19 protein-coding genes and 1 riboswitch are annotated in these 21,032 nt (G+C 63.6%); of the genes, 7 read left to right on the top strand and 12 right to left on the bottom strand.

Going from position 1 to position 21,032, the window contains the following annotated elements; all coding sequences use genetic code 11:
• Positions 1 to 99: 99 nt before the first annotated feature.
• A complete protein-coding gene (locus tag PG898_RS15105) occupies positions 100 to 510 on the top strand; it encodes a hypothetical protein (protein WP_270824514.1) in 411 nt (136 codons plus the stop codon).
• A 644-nt stretch (positions 511 to 1,154) separates the two neighbouring features.
• Here the strand turns inward: PG898_RS15105 and thiH are convergent.
• The 8 genes from thiH to PG898_RS15065 form a co-directional block, all read right to left on the bottom strand.
• Positions 1,155 to 2,294 carry a 2-iminoacetate synthase ThiH gene (gene thiH, locus PG898_RS15100; protein WP_270824513.1) on the bottom strand — a complete coding sequence of 380 codons (1,140 nt, stop codon included), beginning with the start codon at positions 2,292 to 2,294 and terminating at the stop codon, positions 1,155 to 1,157.
• A 113-nt stretch (positions 2,295 to 2,407) separates the two neighbouring features.
• Positions 2,408 to 3,175, bottom strand: a complete 768-nt coding sequence (locus PG898_RS15095; protein WP_270824512.1) for a thiazole synthase — start codon at positions 3,173 to 3,175, stop codon at positions 2,408 to 2,410.
• Between the two features lies 1 nt (position 3,176).
• Entirely contained in the window at positions 3,177 to 3,377 is a 201-nt protein-coding gene (gene thiS, locus PG898_RS15090; RefSeq protein WP_042042049.1) for a sulfur carrier protein ThiS, read from the bottom strand.
• Complete coding sequence (locus PG898_RS15085) at positions 3,374 to 4,147, bottom strand: HesA/MoeB/ThiF family protein (RefSeq protein ID WP_270824511.1); 774 nt, start codon at positions 4,145 to 4,147, stop codon at positions 3,374 to 3,376. The genes thiS and PG898_RS15085 overlap by 4 nt, the downstream gene beginning before the upstream one ends.
• On the bottom strand, positions 4,137 to 5,696 hold the full coding sequence (gene thiE, locus PG898_RS15080; RefSeq protein ID WP_270824510.1) for a thiamine phosphate synthase: 1,560 nt from the start codon (positions 5,694 to 5,696) through the stop codon (positions 4,137 to 4,139). The genes PG898_RS15085 and thiE overlap by 11 nt, the downstream gene beginning before the upstream one ends.
• Complete coding sequence (gene thiC, locus PG898_RS15075) at positions 5,693 to 7,687, bottom strand: phosphomethylpyrimidine synthase ThiC (RefSeq protein ID WP_270824509.1); 1,995 nt, start codon at positions 7,685 to 7,687, stop codon at positions 5,693 to 5,695. Before thiC ends, thiE begins: the two co-directional genes overlap by 4 nt.
• A gap of 266 nt (positions 7,688 to 7,953) precedes the next feature.
• Positions 7,954 to 8,067: riboswitch (TPP riboswitch) on the bottom strand.
• Positions 8,068 to 8,139: 72 nt separating this feature from the next.
• Positions 8,140 to 8,625, bottom strand: a complete 486-nt coding sequence (locus tag PG898_RS15070; RefSeq protein WP_270824508.1) for a hypothetical protein — start codon at positions 8,623 to 8,625, stop codon at positions 8,140 to 8,142.
• Positions 8,626 to 8,710: 85 nt separating this feature from the next.
• Positions 8,711 to 9,127, bottom strand: a complete 417-nt coding sequence (locus tag PG898_RS15065) for a hypothetical protein (RefSeq protein WP_161507613.1) — start codon at positions 9,125 to 9,127, stop codon at positions 8,711 to 8,713.
• Positions 9,128 to 9,217: 90 nt separating this feature from the next.
• On the opposite strand from PG898_RS15065, the gene PG898_RS15060 reads away from it, so the two are divergent.
• Both PG898_RS15060 and PG898_RS15055 read left to right on the top strand, forming a co-directional pair.
• Positions 9,218 to 9,886, top strand: coding sequence for a response regulator transcription factor (locus tag PG898_RS15060; RefSeq protein WP_270824507.1), 669 nt, complete (start codon positions 9,218 to 9,220; stop codon positions 9,884 to 9,886).
• Between the two features lie 29 nt (positions 9,887 to 9,915).
• Positions 9,916 to 11,133 carry a sensor histidine kinase gene (locus PG898_RS15055; RefSeq protein ID WP_270824516.1) on the top strand — a complete coding sequence of 406 codons (1,218 nt, stop codon included), beginning with the start codon at positions 9,916 to 9,918 and terminating at the stop codon, positions 11,131 to 11,133.
• Between the two features lie 112 nt (positions 11,134 to 11,245).
• Here the strand turns inward: PG898_RS15055 and rimK are convergent, their stop codons facing one another.
• Positions 11,246 to 12,142 (bottom strand): 30S ribosomal protein S6--L-glutamate ligase, encoded by an 897-nt coding sequence (rimK, locus tag PG898_RS15050; RefSeq protein ID WP_005326726.1) that lies wholly within the window; start codon positions 12,140 to 12,142, stop codon positions 11,246 to 11,248.
• A gap of 237 nt (positions 12,143 to 12,379) precedes the next feature.
• Positions 12,380 to 16,075: a methionine synthase gene (metH, locus tag PG898_RS15045; protein WP_270824506.1), complete on the bottom strand. Its 3,696-nt coding sequence runs from the start codon at positions 16,073 to 16,075 to the stop codon at positions 12,380 to 12,382.
• A 202-nt stretch (positions 16,076 to 16,277) separates the two neighbouring features.
• Between metH and PG898_RS15040 the strand changes: the two genes are divergently transcribed.
• Both PG898_RS15040 and PG898_RS15035 read left to right on the top strand, forming a co-directional pair.
• The gene (locus PG898_RS15040; RefSeq protein WP_041206775.1) at positions 16,278 to 17,555 is read left to right on the top strand and encodes a cation:proton antiporter; all 1,278 of its coding nucleotides are present in this window, start codon (positions 16,278 to 16,280) and stop codon (positions 17,553 to 17,555) included.
• Positions 17,556 to 18,004: 449 nt separating this feature from the next.
• On the top strand, positions 18,005 to 18,181 hold the full coding sequence (locus tag PG898_RS15035) for a hypothetical protein (protein WP_005326732.1): 177 nt from the start codon (positions 18,005 to 18,007) through the stop codon (positions 18,179 to 18,181).
• Between the two features lie 113 nt (positions 18,182 to 18,294).
• Here the strand turns inward: PG898_RS15035 and PG898_RS15030 are convergent, their stop codons facing one another.
• The gene (locus tag PG898_RS15030; RefSeq protein WP_171273083.1) at positions 18,295 to 18,816 is read right to left on the bottom strand and encodes a GNAT family N-acetyltransferase; all 522 of its coding nucleotides are present in this window, start codon (positions 18,814 to 18,816) and stop codon (positions 18,295 to 18,297) included.
• 220 nt (positions 18,817 to 19,036) lie between these two features.
• On the opposite strand from PG898_RS15030, the gene PG898_RS15025 reads away from it, so the two are divergent.
• Together PG898_RS15025 and ypfJ are read left to right on the top strand one after the other, a co-directional pair.
• A complete protein-coding gene (locus PG898_RS15025; RefSeq protein ID WP_161507617.1) occupies positions 19,037 to 19,300 on the top strand; it encodes a hypothetical protein in 264 nt (87 codons plus the stop codon).
• 74 nt (positions 19,301 to 19,374) lie between these two features.
• The gene (ypfJ, locus tag PG898_RS15020; RefSeq protein ID WP_270824505.1) at positions 19,375 to 20,229 is read left to right on the top strand and encodes a KPN_02809 family neutral zinc metallopeptidase; all 855 of its coding nucleotides are present in this window, start codon (positions 19,375 to 19,377) and stop codon (positions 20,227 to 20,229) included.
• Between the two features lie 77 nt (positions 20,230 to 20,306).
• Here ypfJ and PG898_RS15015 read toward each other — a convergent pair whose 3' ends face one another.
• Entirely contained in the window at positions 20,307 to 20,984 is a 678-nt protein-coding gene (locus PG898_RS15015) for an adenine nucleotide alpha hydrolase (protein ID WP_270824504.1), read from the bottom strand.
• Positions 20,985 to 21,032: the final 48 nt, after the last annotated feature.

Below are 21,032 nucleotides of genomic sequence, written 5' to 3'. Positions count from 1 at the left end.
AATCGGCTCAAACATGAAGAAATGAAATGACTGAGTCAGCCGAGAAGAATTTCCCCGCTTATTCGCACCTTCCCTAGTATTCATGTTGAGAAATTGAAAATGAAGCTAGAAATGGCAGCTATGGAGCTCAAATTTAATGACCGAATGTTAATGCTGTACAAAGAGGAAAATAATGATTACAAAGCTAGAGTAAGCGCTCTTGAAAATCAGATGTATTCTCTTCAGCAGGTCATATGTCAAAGTTTAACAAAGTCCCAAGACTATATTTCACTCCAACTATCTAACTATAATGACTTACCACGAGAATTAATTTCATTACTGCATGACAACCTAAACAAGGATATCTCTACTGAAACTTACCATCATATCAAGGATGAAATTGAAAAACATATAACAGATAATCAGAAAGCAATAACGCTAAAGAAATTGGCAGAAAATGTTTTTTATGGCGTAGCGGGTAATTCAATGTATCAATTAATAGTATCTATTCTATCAACGCTACCAAAGTGATTGATGCCATAGCCAGAAGGTTTATGAACAACGTCAATGGCACCGGTTGTCATTACAAGCCTGCTTGCTTACGGTGCAATGCGCTCCGCTTATTGCACCGTACGACTACTCCCTGAGGTTATGACGGGCACGGTTTTGGTTCCCCCTCCAATCCGCCGAGGGGAAGGGACAAGGTCAGGAGCGCCATCAGGGATGATGGCGTAGACGCAGCCGGCACAGGGATGTGCCGTCTGCGGCGGTCCGTCCGACCTTGCACCTGACCCGAGAGAAACCGCGTAGCGGTCGGATTGGCGGGGTGGCCTTTCTTTTGGTGACTTTTCTTTGGCCACTCAAAGAAAAGTTACTCGCCCAAGCCCGAAGGGCGGGCGAAACCCCGTCGAGGCCAGCAGCCTCGCGTCCTGCACGGCGTAGCCGTGCCACCACACAACGGCTCCTGCCGCCAACACCATACCTCGGAACGGACGATTACGCCTGACGGTTAATCGACCCTACGATGCCAATGAAATGTCGCATAAAGACCCCTCCCCAGCCCTCCCCTTCGCAGGGGAGGGAGCCAACGCATCAAAGCCAGCAAGGCGCGAGACAGAACAGCGCCCAACCGTTATGCCGGGCGGCTACCAGGCCAAAGGGGGGTCTGGCCGCCCCTATCGGCCCAAGAAGGGTTCCCAGTCCTTAAACACCGGCTGCAACCCGGCCTGCCGCACGGCGGCGGCCACCTCACCTAGGGTGCGATCGTCGTGGATGGCGAACTGCTCCAGCTCCTCCTTGTCTCCCTCCGCATAGCCGCCGGGCTGGGTGCGCGACTCCGCCGACATCTGGGTGATGCCGAGGCGCAGGGCGCCGTTGCGAAACGCGGGCGATTCCCGGGTGGAGAGGGACAGATCCAGGGTCGGCGAGAAGAGGCGCCAGGCACAGATAAGCTGCACCAGCTGGCGGTCCGACATGGTCACCTCGGGCTCCAGCCCCCCGGTGCAGGGGCGCAGGCGCGGGAAGGAGAGGGAATAGCGGCTCTGCCAGTGGTGGCGCTCCAGCCAGGCCAGGTGCTCGGCCACGAAGTAGCTGTCGGCACGCCAGTCCGGCGACAGGCCAATCAGTGCGCCGAGCCCAATCTTGTCAACCCCGGCGCGCCCCAGCCGGTCCGGGGTGGCGAGGCGCCACTCGATGTCCTGCTTGTTGCCGCGCAGGTGGTGGCGGGCGTAGGCCGGGGCGTGGTAGGTCTCCTGATAGACCATGACCGCATCCAGCCCCAGGGTTTTGAGCTCGGCGTATTCGGCCTCGGACAGGGGCTGCACCTCCATCGCCAGGGTACTGAAGTGGCGGCGGATCCGCGGCAGCTGCTCGCGAAAGTAGTCCATGCCCACCTTGGTCTCGTGCTCGCCAGTCACCAGCAGCACGCTGTCGAAGCCGCGCGCCTTGAGGGCTAGGCACTCGCGCTCAATCTCGTCACTATTCAGGGTCTTGCGCTTAAGGCGGTTGCTCATGGAGAAGCCGCAGTAGGAGCAATCGTTGGCGCAGAGGTTAGACAGATAGAGGGGCACATAGAAGCCGACCGTGTTGCCGAAACGCTGGCGGGTGAGGCGCTCCGCCAGCTCCGCCATCCGGGGCAGGAAGTGCTCGGCAGCCGGGGAGATCAGCGCCATAAAGTCCTGCAGGGTGCGCCGTGGATTGGCCAGCGCCCGCTCCACGTCCCGGGCCGTCTTGGCGCGGATCTGCATGCCTACGTCGTCCCACTCCAGCTCCTGCCAGCGGTCGATAAAGGAGGGGTCGGCTTCCTGCGCCCTCACCCCCGACTCCCTCACCCCCAACCCCTCTCCCAAAGGGAGAGGGGGGCAAACACTTGGCTGAGCTTGTGGTACAGAACCTATAGCTGCAGCATCTATCACCTCTAAACCCAGGCTCATAACGCCCCCAGAAAATCGGTCAGGGGGCTGGAGGCCTGGGCCTGGCTGCCGCGCGCCCCGAGGCCCGCCTCATAGGCGCTGCGACCGGCCTCGCAGGCGAGCGCGAAGGCGCGGCCCATGGCGACCGGATCCCCGCTCACGGCAATGGCCGTGTTCACCAGCACGGCGTCGGCACCCAGTTCGAAGGCCGCCGCCGCGTGACTGGGGGCCCCGATCCCCGCATCCACCACCACGGGCACCCGGGCCTGCTCGACGATGATGGAGAGGAATTCCCGGGTCACCAACCCCTGATTGGAGCCGATGGGGGCGCCCAGCGGCATCACGGCGGCGCAGCCCACCTCTTCGAGCCGTTTGCAGAGCACGGGATCTGCGCCGCAATAGGGCAGCACCACGAAGCCCTCTTTCACCAACTGCTCGGCGGCCTTGAGGGTCTCTATGGGATCGGGCAGCAGGTACTTGGGATCGGGGTGGATCTCGAGCTTGAGCCAGTTCGTCCCTAGCGCCTCCCGGGCCAGGTGGGCGGCAAACACAGCTTCGGCGGCAGTCTTGGCACCGGAGGTGTTGGGCAGCAGCTTGACCCCGAGGGCCAGCAGCGGAGTGAGGATGTCGTCGTGGCGCTTGCCGGGCTCGAGGCGCTTGATGGCCATGGTGACGAGCTGGGAGCCGCTCGCCGCTATGGCGGCGGCCATCAGATCTGGGCGGGCAAACTTGCCGGTGCCGGTGAAGAGACGGGAAGAAAAGGTGTGGTTCGCAATGGTCAGCATCTCAGCCTCCGGCGATGGCAGTGAAAAGGTGGATCTCGTCCCCGTCATTGAGGCGGGTCTCTGGCCAGCGGCTGCGGGGCAGCACGGCGCCATTGAGGGCCACCGCCACCCCCTGGGGGGCAATCTCCTGCACCGCCAGCAGCTCGGTCAGGCGCTGACCGGTGGGCAGCGTCAGTTCGATATCGTTCAATCGAATATTCATTGGTCATCCTTATGGCTGCCACACACCGGGCAGTCGGGATCGGGGGGCAGCTGCAGGCACTGCCACTCGTGGGCCAGGGCATCGAAGCGGCGCAGGGTGCCCGCCACCGGGCTGGGGCGCCCGAGCAGCAACCTGAGTGCTTCGAGGGCCTGCAGGGAACCCATCACCCCCACCAGGGGGCCGGTGACGCCGCTGCTCTGGCAGCTCTCCCTTACTTCGGTATCCGCCGGGTAGAGGCAGGCGTAGCAGGCATGTTCCGGCGCGCTTCGCACCATCAGCTGACCCTGCCAGCCGACGGCGGCGGCGGAGATCCAGGGTTTCCCCTGAGCCACGCAGGCGGCGTTGATGGCGTGGCGGCTGGCCAGGTTGTCGCAGCAGTCGACAACCAGATCCACCTCGGCCACGAAGGCTGGCAGACTAGTCCCATCGAGGCGCTGGTTGATGGCGATCAGCTCCACATGGGGGTTGTGGGCCGCCAACCGCTCCCGGGCCAGCTCGGCCTTGGAGCGGCGCAGCCCCTCCCCATCGAACAGGATCTGGCGCGGCAGATTGCTGGAGTCCAGGGTGTCGCCGTCGGCGAGCCAGAGGGTGCCGACCCCGGCCCCGGCCAGATAGAGCGCCAGCGGCGAGCCGAGGCCGCCGAGGCCGACGATCAGCACGGATGCCTCTTTCAGCCTCGCCTGCCCCGCCTCGCCGATTTCGCTCAACATCAGTTGCCTGCCGTAGCGCAGATACTCTTCGTCACTAAGAGATGCCTCGTCAGAGCGCATGTGCCACCTCCTGCACCGCCATGGTGGAGCGCGCCTGATCCCCGGCCCCCACGACGGCCAACAGCCGGGCCGTGGCCCCCTGCCAGTCGTCGCTCCCTGTGATGGCGGAGACCAGGGCGATGCTGCCTACCCCGCTCTCCTGCACCGCCGCTATGCGCTCTTCGCTGATGCCGCCGATGGCGACAGTGGGCCAGTCCTGCATCAGGGCGCGGTAGTGGTGCAGCCGCACCAGCCCCTGGGGGCGGGAGGGCATCTGCTTGGTGTTGGTGGGGAAGATATGACCCAAGGCTATATAGGAGGGTGCCAGCTCCCGGGCCCGCATCAGCTCGAAGTAGCCGTGGGTGGAGATGCCAAGGCGCAGGCCGGCGGCCTGAATGGCGGCGAGATCCGCTGATCCCATATCCTCCTGCCCCAGATGCACCCCATAGGCACCGGCCGCGATGGCCTGCTGCCAGTAATCGTTGATAAAGAGCCGGGCCCCGAAGCGGCGACCCAGGGCCACCGCCTCGGCGATGGCGGGCATTACCTCTTCGGCGGGCAAGTCCTTGATGCGCAGTTGCAGTGTCTTGACCCCGGCTTTCAGCAGCCGCTCCAGCCACCGCACCGAGTCCACCACCGGATAGAGGCCGAGGCGATGTTCGGTCCCGGCGAAGGGGCCCTGGGGCAGGCGGGCCGCGCAGACGGGATAGAGGCCGAAGCGGCGATCCAGCGCGGATCCCGCCAGCAGGGCGCGGGGGAACTGGGCGAGATCCCCGGGCCAACCGAGGTGGGCGATGGGGCCGGGGCCAGCCCCCACCCCTTGCGCGGCCACCAACCCTTGCTGCAGATAAGCGCGGGCCAGGGTGATGGCGTCTTCGATGGGATAGTCCAGCGCCACAACGGCGGCGATGGCGCTGGCGTAGCAGCAGCCAGTGCCGTGGCCGTGGCGGGTATCGAGCCGTGGCGCGGCGAGCCAGAACTCCCGCTCAGCATCCTGGTAGTAGTCGAGGCAGTGCTCCCCGCTCCACTCAAGGTGACCGCCTTTTACCAGGACGGCGCGGGCACCGAGCTCCCGCAGTCGGGCCGCCCCCGCCCGCACCAGGGCGGGGCTGGTCGCCGGAATGCCGGTCAATGCTTCCAGCTCGGGGCCGTTGGGGGTGATAAGCGACAGACGGGGCAGCAGGTGCTCGCGCACCGCCGCCAGCATGTTGGGTTCCGCCATGGGGGTGCCTGTGCTGGCGATGGCCACCGGGTCGTAGACCACGAAGGGGGCGTTTATCATATCGAGCCGCCGGGCCAGCACCTCCACATGGAGCCGGGTCGGCAGCAGACCGATCTTGATGGCGGCCGGCGGCAGATCGACGCCGAGGGCGTCGATCTGGGCCGTGAAGGTCTGCATCAGCACGGGATCCACCATCTTCACCGCCACCGAGTTCTGGGCCGTGATGGCGGAGATGACGGAGCAGCCGTGCACGCCGAGGGCGTGCATGGTATGCAGATCGGCCTGGATGCCGGCACCGCCCCCCGAGTCGGAACCGGCTATGGTCCAGACGATGGGCTTGGTGCTCATGCTTCTTCCCGCTCCTCTTTGAGGGCCGCCGCCTGATGGTAGAGCTCGCCCCCCTTCTCCTTGAAGGTCTCGGCCATACGGTTCATACCGCTTTCCACCTCGGCCACCACTCGCTCCTGCTGGCCATCCATGCCCACCAGCTTGATCTCCACCGCCTCGAGCTTGGCGGCGTAGTCGCGCACATCCTGAGTGATCTTCATTGAACAGAACTTGGGGCCGCACATGGAGCAGAAGTGGGCCACCTTGCCGGACTCCTGGGGCAGGGTCTCATCGTGATAGGCACGGGCGGTTTCGGGATCCAGCGCCAGATTGAACTGATCCTCCCAGCGGAACTCGAAGCGCGCCTTGGACATGGCGTTGTCGCGGATCTGGGCGCCCGGGTGACCCTTGGCAAGATCGGCGGCGTGGGCGGCGATCTTGTAGGTGATGAGCCCCTGCTTCACGTCCTCCTTGTTCGGCAGCCCCAGGTGCTCCTTGGGGGTGACGTAGCAGAGCATGGCGCAGCCATACCAGCCGATCATGGCGGCGCCTATGCCGGAGGTGAAGTGATCGTAGCCTGGGGCTATGTCGGTGGTGAGCGGACCCAGCGTATAGAAGGGTGCCTCGTGGCAGTGCTCGAGCTGCTCCGTCATGTTGCGCTCTATCATGTGCATGGGCACGTGACCCGGCCCCTCGATCATCACCTGGACGTCGTACTCCCAGGCGATCTTGGTGAGCTCCCCCAGGGTATGCAGCTCGGCGAACTGGGCCTCGTCGTTGGCGTCATAGACGGAGCCCGGACGCAGGCCGTCACCGAGGGAGAGCGCCACGTCATAGGCCGCGCAGATCTCGCAGATCTCGCGGAAATGCTGGTAGAGGAAGTTCTCCTTGTGGTGGGAGAGGCACCACTTGGCCATGATGCTGCCGCCACGGGAGACGATGCCGGTGAGGCGCTTGGCGGTCATGGGCACGTAGCGCAGCAAGACGCCTGCGTGGATGGTGAAGTAGTCCACCCCCTGTTCGGCCTGCTCCAGCAGGGTGTCGCGGAACAGCTCCCAGGTGAGATCCTCGGCGATGCCGTTGGTCTTCTCCAGCGCCTGATAGATGGGCACTGTGCCGATGGGCACAGGGCTGTTGCGCAGTATCCACTCCCGGGTCTCGTGGATGTAGCGGCCGGTGGAGAGATCCATGACGGTGTCGGCGCCCCAGCGGGTGGACCAGACCAGCTTCTCCACTTCCTCTTCGATGCTGGAGGTGACTGCCGAGTTGCCTATGTTGGCGTTGATCTTCACCAGGAAGTTGCGGCCTATGATCATGGGCTCGGCTTCCGGATGGTTGATGTTGCTCGGGATGATGGCGCGGCCGGCGGCCACTTCATCGCGCACAAATTCGGGGGTGATGTTCTCGGGCAGGCGGGCGCCGAAGCCCTGGCCCGGATGCTGGCGCAGCAGCAGCTCGGAGCGCACCCGCTCGCGACCCATGTTCTCGCGAATGGCGATGAACTCCATCTCCGGGGTGACCATCCCCTGACGGGCATAGTGCAGCTGGGTCACCCGGCGACCCGGCTTGGCGCGCAGCGGCTTGGGCAAATTATCGAAACGCAGGTGATCCAGCCCCTCGTCGGCGAGGCGCTCCTGGGTAAAGGCGGAGCTGAGATCATCCAGGGCTTCGGTGTCGCCACGCTCCAGCACCCAGTTTTCACGCAGGCGCGGCAGGCCGCGGCGCACGTCTATCTCGGCGCTCTCGTCCCCATAGGCTCCCGAGGTGTCGTAGACGGGCACGGGATCGTTCGGCTCGAACTGGGGCTCTTCCTTGCTGCCGCCGACGAAGGTGTCAGCCAGGACGATCTCCCGCAGCCCCACCCGGATATCGGGACGGGAACCCTGAATGAAGATGCGTCTGGAGTTGGGATGGGCCATGCCCTTGAGGTTGTCGATAAAGGCCTGGGCACTGGAGCGCTGCTCCCGGCGGCTGGCGGGCACGGACTTGCTGTTTTCAGAAGAGGTAGACATAGCAAAACTCACATTAACTGGTTGAAGTTATGGGTGTTTGCTTGTCTGGAGTTCGAGGAGAAGTGATGAACTTGCAATCTGGGTGTGCTCTCAAGAGGGAGCGAGCGCGGGATGGATCATCCCTGCTCTGCCGTCCCGCCCCCTTGTGGGGGACATTCGCCGCCCTGATGGGCAAGCGGTGGGACGACCTCCCTCCTGTGCGCCTGTTCTTGCCCGGGGTTCCCCTCCTGGCAAGGGAGAAGTGGCGACTCCCCCGGCGCGGCAACTCGCAAGTTACCCTTGTTTCCCTTCGCAGGTCTTAACCTGATCAGGTTCCACGGATCCCGAATTAACGGTCTCAGCTTTGCGTCGTTCGACGGTCAGCACTCCGACAAGATGGCGCCAGTATAAGTGGGGAATTTTAAAGTACAAGTCATTAACAAGGGGAAAGAACAACCAGTCGCGGACGCGGCTCACTCATCGGGATCGAGTGTGTCCTCCGGGTTGGGGATCAGGATCTCGGTCAGACGGCCCGCATCATCCCGGCTCAGCACCAGCCTGCGACCCGGTTGCAGATCGGCGAGGCTGCCGTTCACCCAGCGGGTGCCGGCATCAAACACCAGCCCCCCCAGTTGCTGCAGCAGCAGGCTCTCTCCTGCGGTGGCGACCAGCCTGTCCTCCGCCCGCCGCCACTGGCCGCTCTGCACCGGATCCGGCTCAGCCGTGCGCACCCGGATCTGCTCGGCAACGCCGTAGCGGCTCTGGATGGCGAGGTGCATGCCGGGCCTGAGATCGTCATACTGCGCCGCCCCGACCAGGGTGGCGCTGCCGAGCTCGAGCTCGGCCCCTTGAAACTGCAAGCGGAGGCCGTCGTTGTGCTCCAGCTCCACCAGCCAGAGCTCGGGCTCGTCGGCAAGGACGTGAAAGGAGAGCAGCAGGAACAAGGCGGTTCTGGTCATAGCAAGCAGGCCCATGGTCAACCCGGCGAGGAGGTTTAACTATGGGCCTGGATGGGCAATTTTTCCGGTTCACTGGTGCGGCGGCTCAGTCGTCCTCCCGGCAGCGGCTCAGACGCATGCCATCGAAGCGGCACTCCAGCTCCAGCCAGCGCCCCTCGAAGGGGGTCAGGCTCTCGTCCGAGGTGACATAACCCCAGATCCGGCCCCCTTCCACCGGCCCCTCCAGCTCCATCTCATGCTTTTCTTCCAGCGGCTCCACCTCGCGAACCAGCCGCCTGCCTCCCTCCATCACCCCTTCCAGATCGACCCAGGTGCCGCCGAGATCGTCTTCGTCCAGACCGTCCTTGAAGCGGGTCTGATCATCGATCACGAAGGGAATGCCGTTGACCATCAACTGGCCCAGTTGCCAGCTGGTGCGGCCGGTCAGCTTGAACTCGGCCGCCTGCACCAGACCAAAGGGCAATAAAATCAATAGCCAGAGGGCGCAGAGAGACTTCTTCATCGGGGATCCTCGGGGTTACACTGGCACACAGGATGTCTCATCCGGTGTGAAATGGCCGTGAAATACCGGCCCAAACCAGGAGATCAGAGCATGAAAATACTGGTGGTGGAAGACAGTCCCCAGGTGGCTGAGACCGTCATGGATTATCTGGAGCTGGCCGGGCACAGGGTAGACTGCGCCTATCACGGCCAGGCAGCCCTGCAACTGCTGGCCGAGCAACGTTTCGACGTCATCATCATGGACGTCATGATGCCGCGCCTGGACGGCCTGCGCACCGTCGAGCGGTTGCGCTCGGACGGCATCGCCACCCCTGTGCTCTTTCTCACCGCCCGCGACAGCCTGGACGACAAGCTGGCAGGTTTCAAGGCGGGGGGCGACGACTACATGGTCAAGCCGTTCGCCATGGAGGAGCTTGAGGTGCGGTTGCAGGCCCTGGCCCTGCGCGGCCCCCGCAGCGACATGGGGGCGTTGGCGTTTGGCGAGCTGGAGGTGGATCCCGCCGCGGGCCGCGCCACCCGCGCCGGGGTGGAGCTCAAGCTCGGCAAGATCCAGTTCCAGATCCTCAGCCTGCTGGTGAAACGGGCCCCCCATCTGGTGACGCGCCAGGAGGTGCTCGACACCGTCTGGGGCGATGAGGAGCCCGACTCAGACGCCCTGCGCAGCCACATCTATGCCCTGCGCAACGCCCTGGACAAGCCCTTCCCCAGTCCCATGCTGGAGACATTGCACGGCCAGGGCTACCGGCTGGTCAAACCATGAGCCCCCCTGCCCCCCCAAGCCAGCAAGCCTTGAATCTGCCGAGCCTGCGCAAGCGCCTGATCCTGGCGCTGGGCGGGGCCGGCTTGTTGCTGCTGCTGATCCTGAGCCTGCTGATGGTGGTGGCCGAGGACAAGATGGAGGAGCTTAGCCTGCGCCACTGGCTGGAGGCCGAGGTCACCCGCTACAACGATGACTGGCTGCGGCTCGGCCATGCGGCCCCCGCCCCCAGCCCGCGCCAGTTTTCCAGCTACTGGACGGAGGCGGGACGCCTGCCAGCCTGGCTGAAACCCTACCAGACCCCCGGCTTCTTCGAGCACCAACTCGGCGAGGAGGACAAACACTTCCTGGTGCACGCCCACCCCTCTGGCAAGGGCCTGCTCTATCTGGTGTTCAACGACGACGCCGACGACTACCTGGATCCTTATGAAGACAGGCTGCACCTGGTCACCCGGCTGATCGGGCTGGCCCTGCTGCTCGGCTGCATAGCGTTCGGCATCTGGCTGGTACGCCACATCACCCGCCCCCTGGACAGGCTGCGTCAGCGCGTCGCCCACCTCACCCCGGATCAGGTCGACTTCGTGCCGGACGCCCCCTGGCAGGAGCTGCGGGAGATCGAGCTGGCGCTGCTGGCGGGCAAGCACGAGGTGGCCGCCGTGTTCGCCAGGGAGCAGGAGTTCAGCCGTTTCGCCAGCCATGAGCTGCGCACCCCCAACATGGTGATCCAGGGCTCGGCCGCCCTGCTCGGCAAGGTGACCGACCTGCCCGCCCCCGCCGCCCGGGCCGCCAGCCGCATTCGCGCCGCCAGCGACGAGATGGCCCTGCTCACCGAGACCTTCCTGCTGCTGGGGCGCAAGGACGCGGTCGAGCGCCCCCCGCAATGGGTGGCACCGCTGATCCAGCGGGAGCTGGCGCGCCTGGCCCCGCTGCTGCAGCGGGAGAACCTGGACATCCGCCTCAATCTGGACGAGCAGAGCGAGGTGCAGGCCCCCCTCTCCCTGCTCGCCATCGCGCTCGGCAACCTGCTGAAGAATGCCCTGAGCTACGCCGAGGGGCATATCGAGATCGCGCTTCAGGGGCAGGTGCTCACCATCAGCAACCCCACGGCGGCGGCGCCGGATCAGATCCTGGGCTACGGCTGCGGCCTCACCATCATCCAGCGCATCTGCGAGAAGCTGGGCTGGCAGATAGAGACCAGGCTGGAGGATGGTGTCTTCAGTGCCAAGCTGGCGATGATCACCGTCGGATAGTTCCCTCTCCCTCCGGGAGAGGGTTAGGGTGAGGGCCCTATATCACCCGACCAGATAGCAACAAGGCGCCCGAGGGCGCCCTGTTTTTACCTGTCTGACACTCGTCCGGGACTCATTCCGCCGGCTTGTGCTTGCGACTCGCCTTGAGCTCCAGAAAATCGATGATCTTGCCCGCCACATCCTTGCCGGAGGCGGCTTCGACCCCTTGCAGGCCGGGGGAGGAGTTCACCTCCAGCACCAGGGGGCCGCGGGCACTGCGCAGGATGTCCACCCCGGCCACGTCCAGCCCCATGATCTTGGCGGCCTGCACCGCGGTCGCCCGCTCTTCCGGGGTGATCTTGATGGCCGATGCCTCGCCGCCACGGTGCAGGTTGGAGCGAAACTCCCCCGGCTGGGCCTGACGACGCATGGCCGCCACCACCTTGCCACCCACCACCACGCAGCGAATGTCGGCGCCATTGGCCTCGCGGATGTACTCCTGCACCAGGATGTTGTTGTTGGTCTGGATGAAGGCCTCGATCACGCTCTCGGCGGCCTTCTGGGTCTCGCACAGCACCACGCCTATCCCCTGGGTCCCCTCCAGCAGCTTCACCACCAGGGGCGCGCCGCCCACCATGGTGATGAGGTCGGGCACGTCGTGGGTGCTGTGGGCATAGCCGGTGATGGGCAGGCCGATGCCGTGGCGGGAGAGCAGTTGCATGGCACGCAGCTTGTCCCGGGAACGGGAGATGGCCACCGAGCTGTTGAGGGCCATGGTATTCATCATCTCGAACTGGCGCAGCACGGCGGTGCCATAGAAGGTGATGCTGGCACCGATGCGCGGGATCACGGCGTCATAGCTCGCCAGTTCCCGTCCTTCGTAGTGGATGGAGGGGCTGTGGGAGGCGATGTTCATGTAGCAACGCAGGGTGTCGAGCACCTCGACCTGATGCCCGCGCGCCTGCGCCACCTCGACCAGGCGGCGGGTGGAGTAGTTGTTGGGCTCGCGGGATAAAATGGCAATATTCATGACAATTCCGCTAGAAGGCAGTGCCTGGGCAGGATGGGGCGGGAGAGTATAAAGTGCCACAGCGCCAAGACAACGCCAATTGTTTCTCCTGACAACAAGACAAACCACGCAGAACTCTGCTATGCCATCCCGCTGTCATCCAGATGTAAAACGGCGGCACCAGACTGGTCTGTCCCCCAGTACAGGATGCCGCCGTTGTTCGTCAAAGATCAATCTGGACTGACCGGTCGCAACGCCTTAATTCAGGTTCGGCCCCAGCCAGCGCTCGGCCTCCACCAGCGTCATGCCTTTGCGCTGGGCATAGTCTTCCACCTGATCGGGCTGGATCTGCGCCACTGCGAAGTACTTGCTCTCGGGGTGGGAGAAGTACCAGCCCGACACCGCCGCCCCCGGCCACATGGCGTAGGACTCGGTGAGCTGCATACCGATGGCCTGCTCTACATCAAGCAGCTCCCAGATGCTGCCCTTCTCGGTGTGCTCCGGGCAGGCCGGATAGCCCGGCGCCGGGCGTATGCCCTGATAGTTCTCGCGAATGAGCTCCTCGTTGCTGAGGGCCTCGTCCGGGGCATAACCCCAGTGCCGCTTGCGCACCTGCTCGTGCAGGTATTCGGCGAAGGCTTCGGCAAGACGGTCGCACACCGCCTGGATAAGGATGGCGTTGTAGTCGTCGTGATCCGCCTTGTAGGCTTGCGCTATGGCTTCCTCGCCGATGCCGCCGGTCACCGCGAAGGCGCCGATCCAGTCGGGCTTGCCGCTCTCCTTGGGGGCCACATAGTCCGCCAGACAGTAGTTGGGGAAGCCCTGCTTCTCGCTCTGCTGGCGCAGGTGGTGCAGCACCTTGATGACCTCGGTGCGGGACTCGTCCCTGTAGACCTCTATGCTGTCCCCCACCCCGTTGGCGGGGAACAGGCCTATGATGCCGGCGCAGCGCACGCTCTGATCTTTCTCCAGTTGGTCGAGCATGGCGTTGGCATCGGCAAACAGCTTGGTTGCCTCTTCGCCGATGATCTCGTCTTCCAGGATGCGCGGATACTTGCCCGCCAGCTCCCAGCTCAGGAAAAACGGCGTCCAGTCGATGTAGGGGCGCAGCACCGAGACGGGCACGTTCTCAAAGGTCTGCACACCCGGCTCGCGGGGTGCAGGGGGCTCATAGCCGACCCAGTCAAGCTGATGGCGGTTGGCGCGGGCGTGGGCCAGGGAGACCGGCTTGGAGCGAGGTTGCTTGCGGGCATGCTGATCCCGCGCTATCTCGTACTCCTTGTCGATGCGGGCGACGAAGGCGGGCTTGAGCTCGGGGTTCAGCAGGCTCTGGGCCACCCCGACGGCGCGCGACGCGTTGGACACATAGACCACGGGCTCGGAATAGTTCTGCTCTATCTTCACCGCGGTGTGCGCCTTGGAGGTGGTGGCACCGCCGATCAAGAGCGGCAACTTGAAACCCTGGCGCTCCATCTCTTTCGCCACGTGCACCATCTCGTCTAGGGACGGGGTGATCAGGCCGGACAGGCCTATGATGTCCGCCCCCACTTCCCGCGCCGTCTTGAGGATGGTCTCGCAGGAGACCATGACCCCGAGATCGACGATCTCGTAGTTGTTGCACTGCAGCACCACGCCGACGATGTTCTTGCCGATGTCGTGCACGTCCCCCTTGACGGTGGCCATCACTATTTTGCCGTTGCTGGAGCCGCCGGACTTCTCCGCCTCTATGTAGGGCTGCAGGTAGGCGACCGCCCGCTTCATCACTCGCGCCGACTTCACCACCTGGGGCAGGAACATCTTGCCGGCGCCGAACAGGTCACCCACCACGTTCATGCCGTCCATCAGCGGCCCTTCGATCACGTGCAGCGGCTTGTCGGCCCCGGCCCGCGCCTCCTCGGTGTCCTCCTCGATGAAGTCGGTGATGCCCTTGACCAGGGCATGCTCCAGCCGCTTGCCCACCGGCCAGCTGCGCCACTCCTGATCCCGGGGATCCTCCGCCTGGGCGCCGGCGCCGCGATACTTCTCGGCGATGGCCAGCAGATCCTCGGTGGCGCTGTCACTCAAGTTGAGCACCACGGCCTCGACCTTCGCCTTCAGCTCCGCCGGAATGTCTTCGTAGATGGCGAGCTGACCGGCGTTGACTATCCCCATGTCCATGCCGTTCTGGATGGCGTGGTAGAGGAAGACGGCGTGAATGGCTTCACGTACCGGCTCGTTGCCGCGGAAGGAGAAGGAGACGTTGGAGACGCCGCCAGAGATCATGGCGTGGGGCAGATGGGTCTTGATGTCCTTCACCGCCTCGATGAAGTCCACCGCGTAGTTGTTGTGCTCGTCGATGCCGGTCGCCACCGCGAAGATGTTGGGATCGAAGATGATGTCTTCCGGCGGGAAGCCGACCCTGTCCACCAGGATCCGGTAGGCGCGCTGGCAGATCTCGAACTTGCGGGCACGGGTATCGGCCTGGCCTACCTCGTCGAACGCCATCACGATGACGGCGGCGCCGTAGCGGCGCAGCAGCTTGGCCTGCTCGATGAATTTATCCTCCCCCTCCTTCATGGAGATGGAGTTGACCACAGGCTTGCCCTGCACGCACTTGAGGCCAGCCTCCAGCACCTCCCACTTGGAGGAGTCGATCATCACGGGCACCCGGGCGATGTCGGGCTCGCCAGCGATGAGGTTCAGGAAGCGCACCATGGCCGCCTCGGCGTCCAGCATCCCCTCGTCCATGTTGATGTCGATGATCTGGGCGCCGCTCTCCACCTGCTGCTTGGCCACGTCCAGGGCCTCGTCGTAGAGCCCCTCCTTGATGAGGCGCTTGAACTTGGCCGAGCCGGTGACGTTGGTGCGCTCCCCCACGTTCACGAACATGGACTCAGAGGTGATGATGAGGGGCTCGAGGCCGGACAGCCGGCAGGCCACCGGCAGCTCGGGCAGGGCGCGGGGCTTGATGCCGGCGACGGCGTCCGCCATGGCGCGAATATGGGTCGGGGTGGTGCCGCAGCAGCCCCCCACCAGGTTGAGAAAGCCGCTCTGGGCCCACTCGCGGATATGCTCCGCCATCTCGCCCGCGTCCAGGTCGTACTCGCCAAAGGCATTCGGCAGACCGGCGTTGGGGTGGGCGCTGACATGGGTCTCGCTGATGCGGGACAACTCCTCCACGTACTGGCGCAGCTCGTCCGGGCCCAGCGCACAGTTGAGGCCGAAGGAGACGGGTTTGACGTGGCGAAGCGAATGATAGAAGGCTTCCGTGGTCTGGCCCGAGAGGGTGCGGCCCGAGGCATCCGTGATGGTGCCGGAGATCATCACCGGCAGGCTGTAGCCCAGCTCTTCGAACACCAGATCCACCGCGAAGGCGGCGGCTTTGGCGTTGAGGGTGTCGAAGATGGTCTCGATCAGTATGAGGTCGGCGCCCCCCTCGATGAGGGCATGGGTCGATTCTGTGTAGGCGGCCACCAGCTGGTCATAGGTGACGTTGCGCTTGCCGGGATCGTTCACGTCCGGCGAGATGGAGGCGGTGCGGTTGGTGGGGCCCAGCACCCCTGCCACGAAGCGCGGCTTGTGGGGCTCTTTGGCCGTCCACTCGTCCGCCACGGCACGGGCCAGACGGGCCGCCTCCCGGTTGATCTCGGCCGAGAACGCTTCCATCTCGTAGTCGGCCATGGCGATGCGAGTGGCGTTGAAGGTGTTGGTCTCGAGGATGTCGGCCCCGGCGGCACAGTATTGATCGTGGATCTCGCGGATCACCGCCGGCCGGGTCAGCACCAGCAGATCGTTGTTGCCCTTGATGTCGGTATGCCAGTCGGCGAAGCGCTCGCCGCGATAATCCGCCTCACCGAGCCTGTACCCCTGGATCATGGTGCCCATGGCACCGTCGATGATCAGGATCCGCTCCTTGAGACAGGCTTCCAGTTTCTTTGTTACGTCCGACTTCTTGCTCGACTCTATGCTCGACACCGCTTCTACCCCTTACATCCATGCAACTGCGTGAGGTCCATCCTAGCAGCAAAAAAATCAAATGGAAATCTAGCCGTCTATCTGTCCGAAATATCGAGCATATACTCACAAATGGGTAATGAGTAAGATGTGGCCCGAGAGTACCCTATGCCCGTCCTCAACGGGGATACGTGCTTGCTGTTTACTAAAGAGAAAAATAACTATGAGCGTCTACTACACACTCTGTTTCTTGGCAGCGTTGGCGATCTTCATCGCCTTTGCCAACCAGTATGTCGTGAAGATCCAGACCACCATCGCCATCACCGCAGGATCCATGCTGATCTCCGCCCTGATGGTGCTGTTTGGTAAGTTGGGTTGGTTCAATCTGGAACCTCTGGCCGTCGAGACCATGGAAAGCATCGACTTCCAGAACTTCCTGCTGAAGGGGATCCTGGGCTTCCTGCTGTTTGCCGGCGGTCTCGGCATCAATCTGAAGGCATTGCGCAGCCAGAAATGGGAGATCACCATTCTCTCCATCGCGGCGACCCTGCTCTCCACCTTCATCATCGGCTACGGCTTCTGGTTCATCGCCAAGCTGCTGGGCTGGGAACTGCCGCTGGTCTATTGCATGCTGTTCGGTGCCCTGATCTCCCCCACCGACCCCATTGCCGTGCTCGCCATCGTCAAGAAGATGAAGGCACCTCCCCAGATCGCCATCCAGATCGAAGGGGAGTCCCTGTTCAACGACGGGGTCGGCCTGGTGATCTTCGCCACCGTCTTCGCCGTGGCCTTTGGCGGCGTCGAGCCCACCTTCGGCAGCGTGGCTGGCCTGTTCCTGCATGAAGCCCTCGGCGGCATCCTGTTCGGCGCCGTGCTGGGCCTCATTGCCCACGTGATGATCAGCGCCACCGACGACGGCTCCCTGGAGCTGCTGCTGACGCTGTGTATTCCGACCGCAGGCTTCGCCTTTGCCAACATGATCGGCGTCTCCGGCGCCCTGGCCATGGTGGTCACCGGCATCATGATAGGCAACTGGACCCGCCAGTCAGGTTTCTCCGAGCAGAGCCGCCATCACCTGGATCACTTCTGGGAGTTGATGGATCAGTTCCTCAACGCCCTGCTGTTCCTGCTGATCGGCCTGGCCCTGGTGCTGCTGGACCTCGCCTGGCAAGACTGGATCCTGCTGGTCATCGCGGTGCCGCTCTGCCTCGCCGCCCGCTTCATCAGCGTCTCCCTGCCCTATGTGGCCTTCCGCAAGTTCCGCAGCTACAACCGCTTCTCGGTGCGCATCCTCACCTGGGGCGGCCTGCGCGGCGGTCTGGCCATGGCCATGGCGCTGGCACTGCCCTCCGGGGTCATGGTGCTGCCAGAGCAGGGCGTCGATCTGCGGGAGGTGATCCTGGTGATGACCTACTCGGTGGTGATGTTCTCCATCGTGGTGCAAGGCATGACCATCACCCCCATGATCACCGCCGCCAAGAAGGCCAGCGGCGACTACTGAGTCAGCCGCAGGCCGTGACTGGCAAAGGCAGAAGGGCTCCCTCGGGAGCCCTTCTCGTTGGCGTTCTGGCAATGGAAGATGCGGCATCGTCGCGACATCGCACAATTAGTGTTTGCTTTTTATTCATTTCGAAGAGAGAATGCGCACCGGCTAGTTAATCAGCCCAGTTTATGTTCGCAATGCTTCAACGTTAGATGAATCCTGCCAGTACCCACATAACCTTCCTCTGATTTACTCGCCTTGAGAACCGTCAGGCTGTCTGCCTGCGTTGCCCGGCTCTCACGGTGCAGACCCGATCTGCCCACCCAATTTGAACTATGCATCCGCATATTCCTTGATAGTGCAGACGCCCTTATGGGGCTGGGTATTCCTGCGCGGATCTGACCGCGCCCATTGACCTACATTTGCAAATACAAGGAGCAATTATTTAATTTATATAGAGAAATACCATGATGAAAGCCGTACAAACACACAAACCCCTGCGTCGCAGCAAACCCATCAACCTGCCCGTGCAAGAGCATGACTATGATGCGTTTCTGATCCAGTTCAGCACCCGCTCCAGCGGTGGCTTCGCCATCTCCTGTGATGGCATCCCTGGCGAGTTCTCCATCGAAGAACTCAACTGATCCTGCCCACCGGCAGCACCCGATGCAGACAGGCCGCAACTCACGGCGGCCTCCTTGTCTCCCTCGCCTTCAGCCTTGTGATCCCCTCTTCTGATTGACGGCCCTGCCATCCCTCAGACAGTGCAGGCCTGGGTATCGGCCGCTTCCAGCAACAGACACTCGTCGGCATCCTCGCTCAGCCTGACCAGACGGCTGCGCACCAGACCCAGCTTGCCCAGCAGCGCCACAGATCGCTCGTTGCCCGGGGTGACGATGGCGATGACCCGCTCGATGCCAAGCCGCTCCCGCCCATCCTTGATCGCCGCCTGCGCCGCCTCTATGCCATAGCCCTGACCACGCCAGGCGGGCAGGAAGGCGTAGCCGATGTCTTCGCACGGCAGGGTGTCGCGCTTGATGAGCCCGCAGATGCCCAACTTGGCCTCGTCTTCCCGTCGCATCACCAGATAGAGACCGTGCCCGTGCTGGGCATAGCTGACCGCCGGCCCCTGCTGGATGTAGTTTTCGGCGTCATCCAGGGTGCGGATCCCGCGATCGCCGATGTAGCGATGGAAATCGGGGTCGTTGAGCAGTTCGAGAATGAAGGGGGCATCGTCGGTATTGAGCTCGCGCAGGGTGAGGCGCTCGGAGAAGATCATGACAAAGGGTTCGCAGGATGAAACAACAGGTCATCAAGACTGCCCCCACAGCCGGCGCTTGGCAAGATCCCCGGCCAAAAGGAGGTCATCATGGACCTCAAACCGGCGACCACAGCCCCCGGCAGCCGACATTTAGTCCCTGCCACATGAGCCGCACGGCGGTTCCGGCTATACTGCCCGCCCTATCCCAATCCACAGTACAACAAACAGGAGATCCCCCATGACGGACACCACCGAATTCTTTGACGAACAGACGCTGCTGGAGATGGTGGACAACCAGCTCGCCGACGGCCATCCCCTGCAGGTGAAAGCCACCCTGATGCGGCTGGTGATGAAGGGCACCCCGCGGGACGAGGCGCTGCAATACATCGCCTGCGCCCTCGGTGCCGAGCTGATGGCCATGGAGGCCGAACAGGGCCCCTTCAACCAGACCCGCTACGCCGAGTTCCTCGACTGCCTGCCCGAGATGCCCTGGGCCGAATAACCCCCCCTCATCAGGCGGGCCGCGCCAGCAGACATTATCATTACTGCCACCACCAATGACGGGAGTATGGGGCTATGCGCTGGCAAGATCGCCGTGAGAGCAGCAACGTGGAAGACAGGCGCCAACAGGGCAGTGGCAGCGGGGGCGGCGGCCTGCCCCTCGGCGGCAAGGGCCGCCTCATCCTGATTGTCGTGGTCATGGTGGCGGGTTACTACGGCGTGGACTTGAGCCCATTGCTCGACGAGCCGGCCCAGCAGAGCCAGGCGCCGCGCCAGAATGTGTCTCAGCCGGCCAGCGATCCCCTGGCCAGATTCACCTCTGTGATGCTCGCCTCCACCGAAGACACCTGGGGCGAGATCTTCTCCCGAAGCGGCAACCAGTATCAGCCCCCCAGGCTGGTGCTCTATCGCGGAGCCACCCAGACTGGCTGCGGTCAGGGCCAGTCCGTCATGGGCCCCTTCTACTGCCCGGCAGACAGCACCGTCTACATCGATCTCTCCTTCTATCAGGACATGCGCGACAAGCTCGGGGCCGATGGTGACTTCGCCCAGGGCTATGTGGTCGCCCACGAGGTGGGCCACCACGTGCAGTACCTGCTCGGCATCTCGACCAAGGTGCGCCAGCAACAGCAGGGGCTGAGCCAGGCCGCGCAGAACAAGCTGTCGGTCAAACTCGAATTGCAGGCTGACTGCTTCGCCGGGGTCTGGGGCCACCATATGGAGAAGGAGCAGGTGCTGGAACACGGCGATCTGGAGGAGGCCCTCAACGCCGCCCAGGCCATCGGCGACGACCGCCTGCAGCAGCGTGGTCAGGGCCGGGTGGTGCCGGACAGCTTCACCCACGGCAGCTCGGCCCAGCGCCTCGCCTGGTTCAAGCGGGGCTTTGACAGCGGCAAGCCCGCCAGCTGCGACACCTTCGCCGCCCGCTGAGCCGGGCAGACGACAAGGCCGGATCCCCAGGGATCCGGCCTTGTTGCATCCAGCAAACGGGAGATGACCTGCCGCCCTCAGGGGGCCTCATCCGGCAGCAGATCGGTAAAGACGAAGCCATCCCGCACCACTGTCTCCCCCACCCGGATCGCCAGGGGCCTCAGGAACATGGGGCCATCAAAGGCCAGGGTGTGGAACTCGCCGTTCTCGCCGCACGGATCCACCCCGGCGGGCAGCGCCGCCAGCAGCGCCTCGTCGAACTCGTGCCCCCCCAGGCTCATATCCAGCTTCTTGGGGTCGAGCGTGCAGATCCTGGCCCTCAAGCCGGCGGCCATCATCTCCTGCGCCAGCTCGCTGGTGTCGCTGCCCCAGAGCGGGAACAGGGGCGCTATGCCGGTGCCCGCCAGCTGTTTCTCTCTATAGGCGCGCACATCCTCGAGGAAGAGATCCCCGAATGCCATATGGCGGATCCCTATGGCCAGCACCTCGGCGATGAAGCCGGTCATGATCCGGCCATAGTCTTCGTTGCTGCAGGGCCAGGGCAGATCGATGCAGTGCAGTGGCAGCCCCACGCACGCAGCCTGCTCCGTCAGCAACTGCTTGCGCACCCCGTGCATGGCCACCCGCTCGAACGCCTGATTCAGGGTGGTGAAGAGCCCCACCACCTCGATCGCCGGATCCTGGCGCAAGCGATGCAGGGCCCAGGCGCTGTCTTTGCCGCTGCTCCAGGAGAGCAGTACCTTTTTCTTCGTCATGATCTCTCCAATCCCTTGCCGCAAGGTGCTGCAAGACAGTGTTGCGAA

This window comes from Aeromonas sp. QDB31, assembly GCF_027707605.1.
GTDB classification, from domain to species: domain Bacteria; phylum Pseudomonadota; class Gammaproteobacteria; order Enterobacterales; family Aeromonadaceae; genus Aeromonas; species Aeromonas media.
The sequence above is the reverse complement of the archived record's forward strand: the minus strand, read 5'-3'. Positions and strand labels throughout refer to the sequence as shown.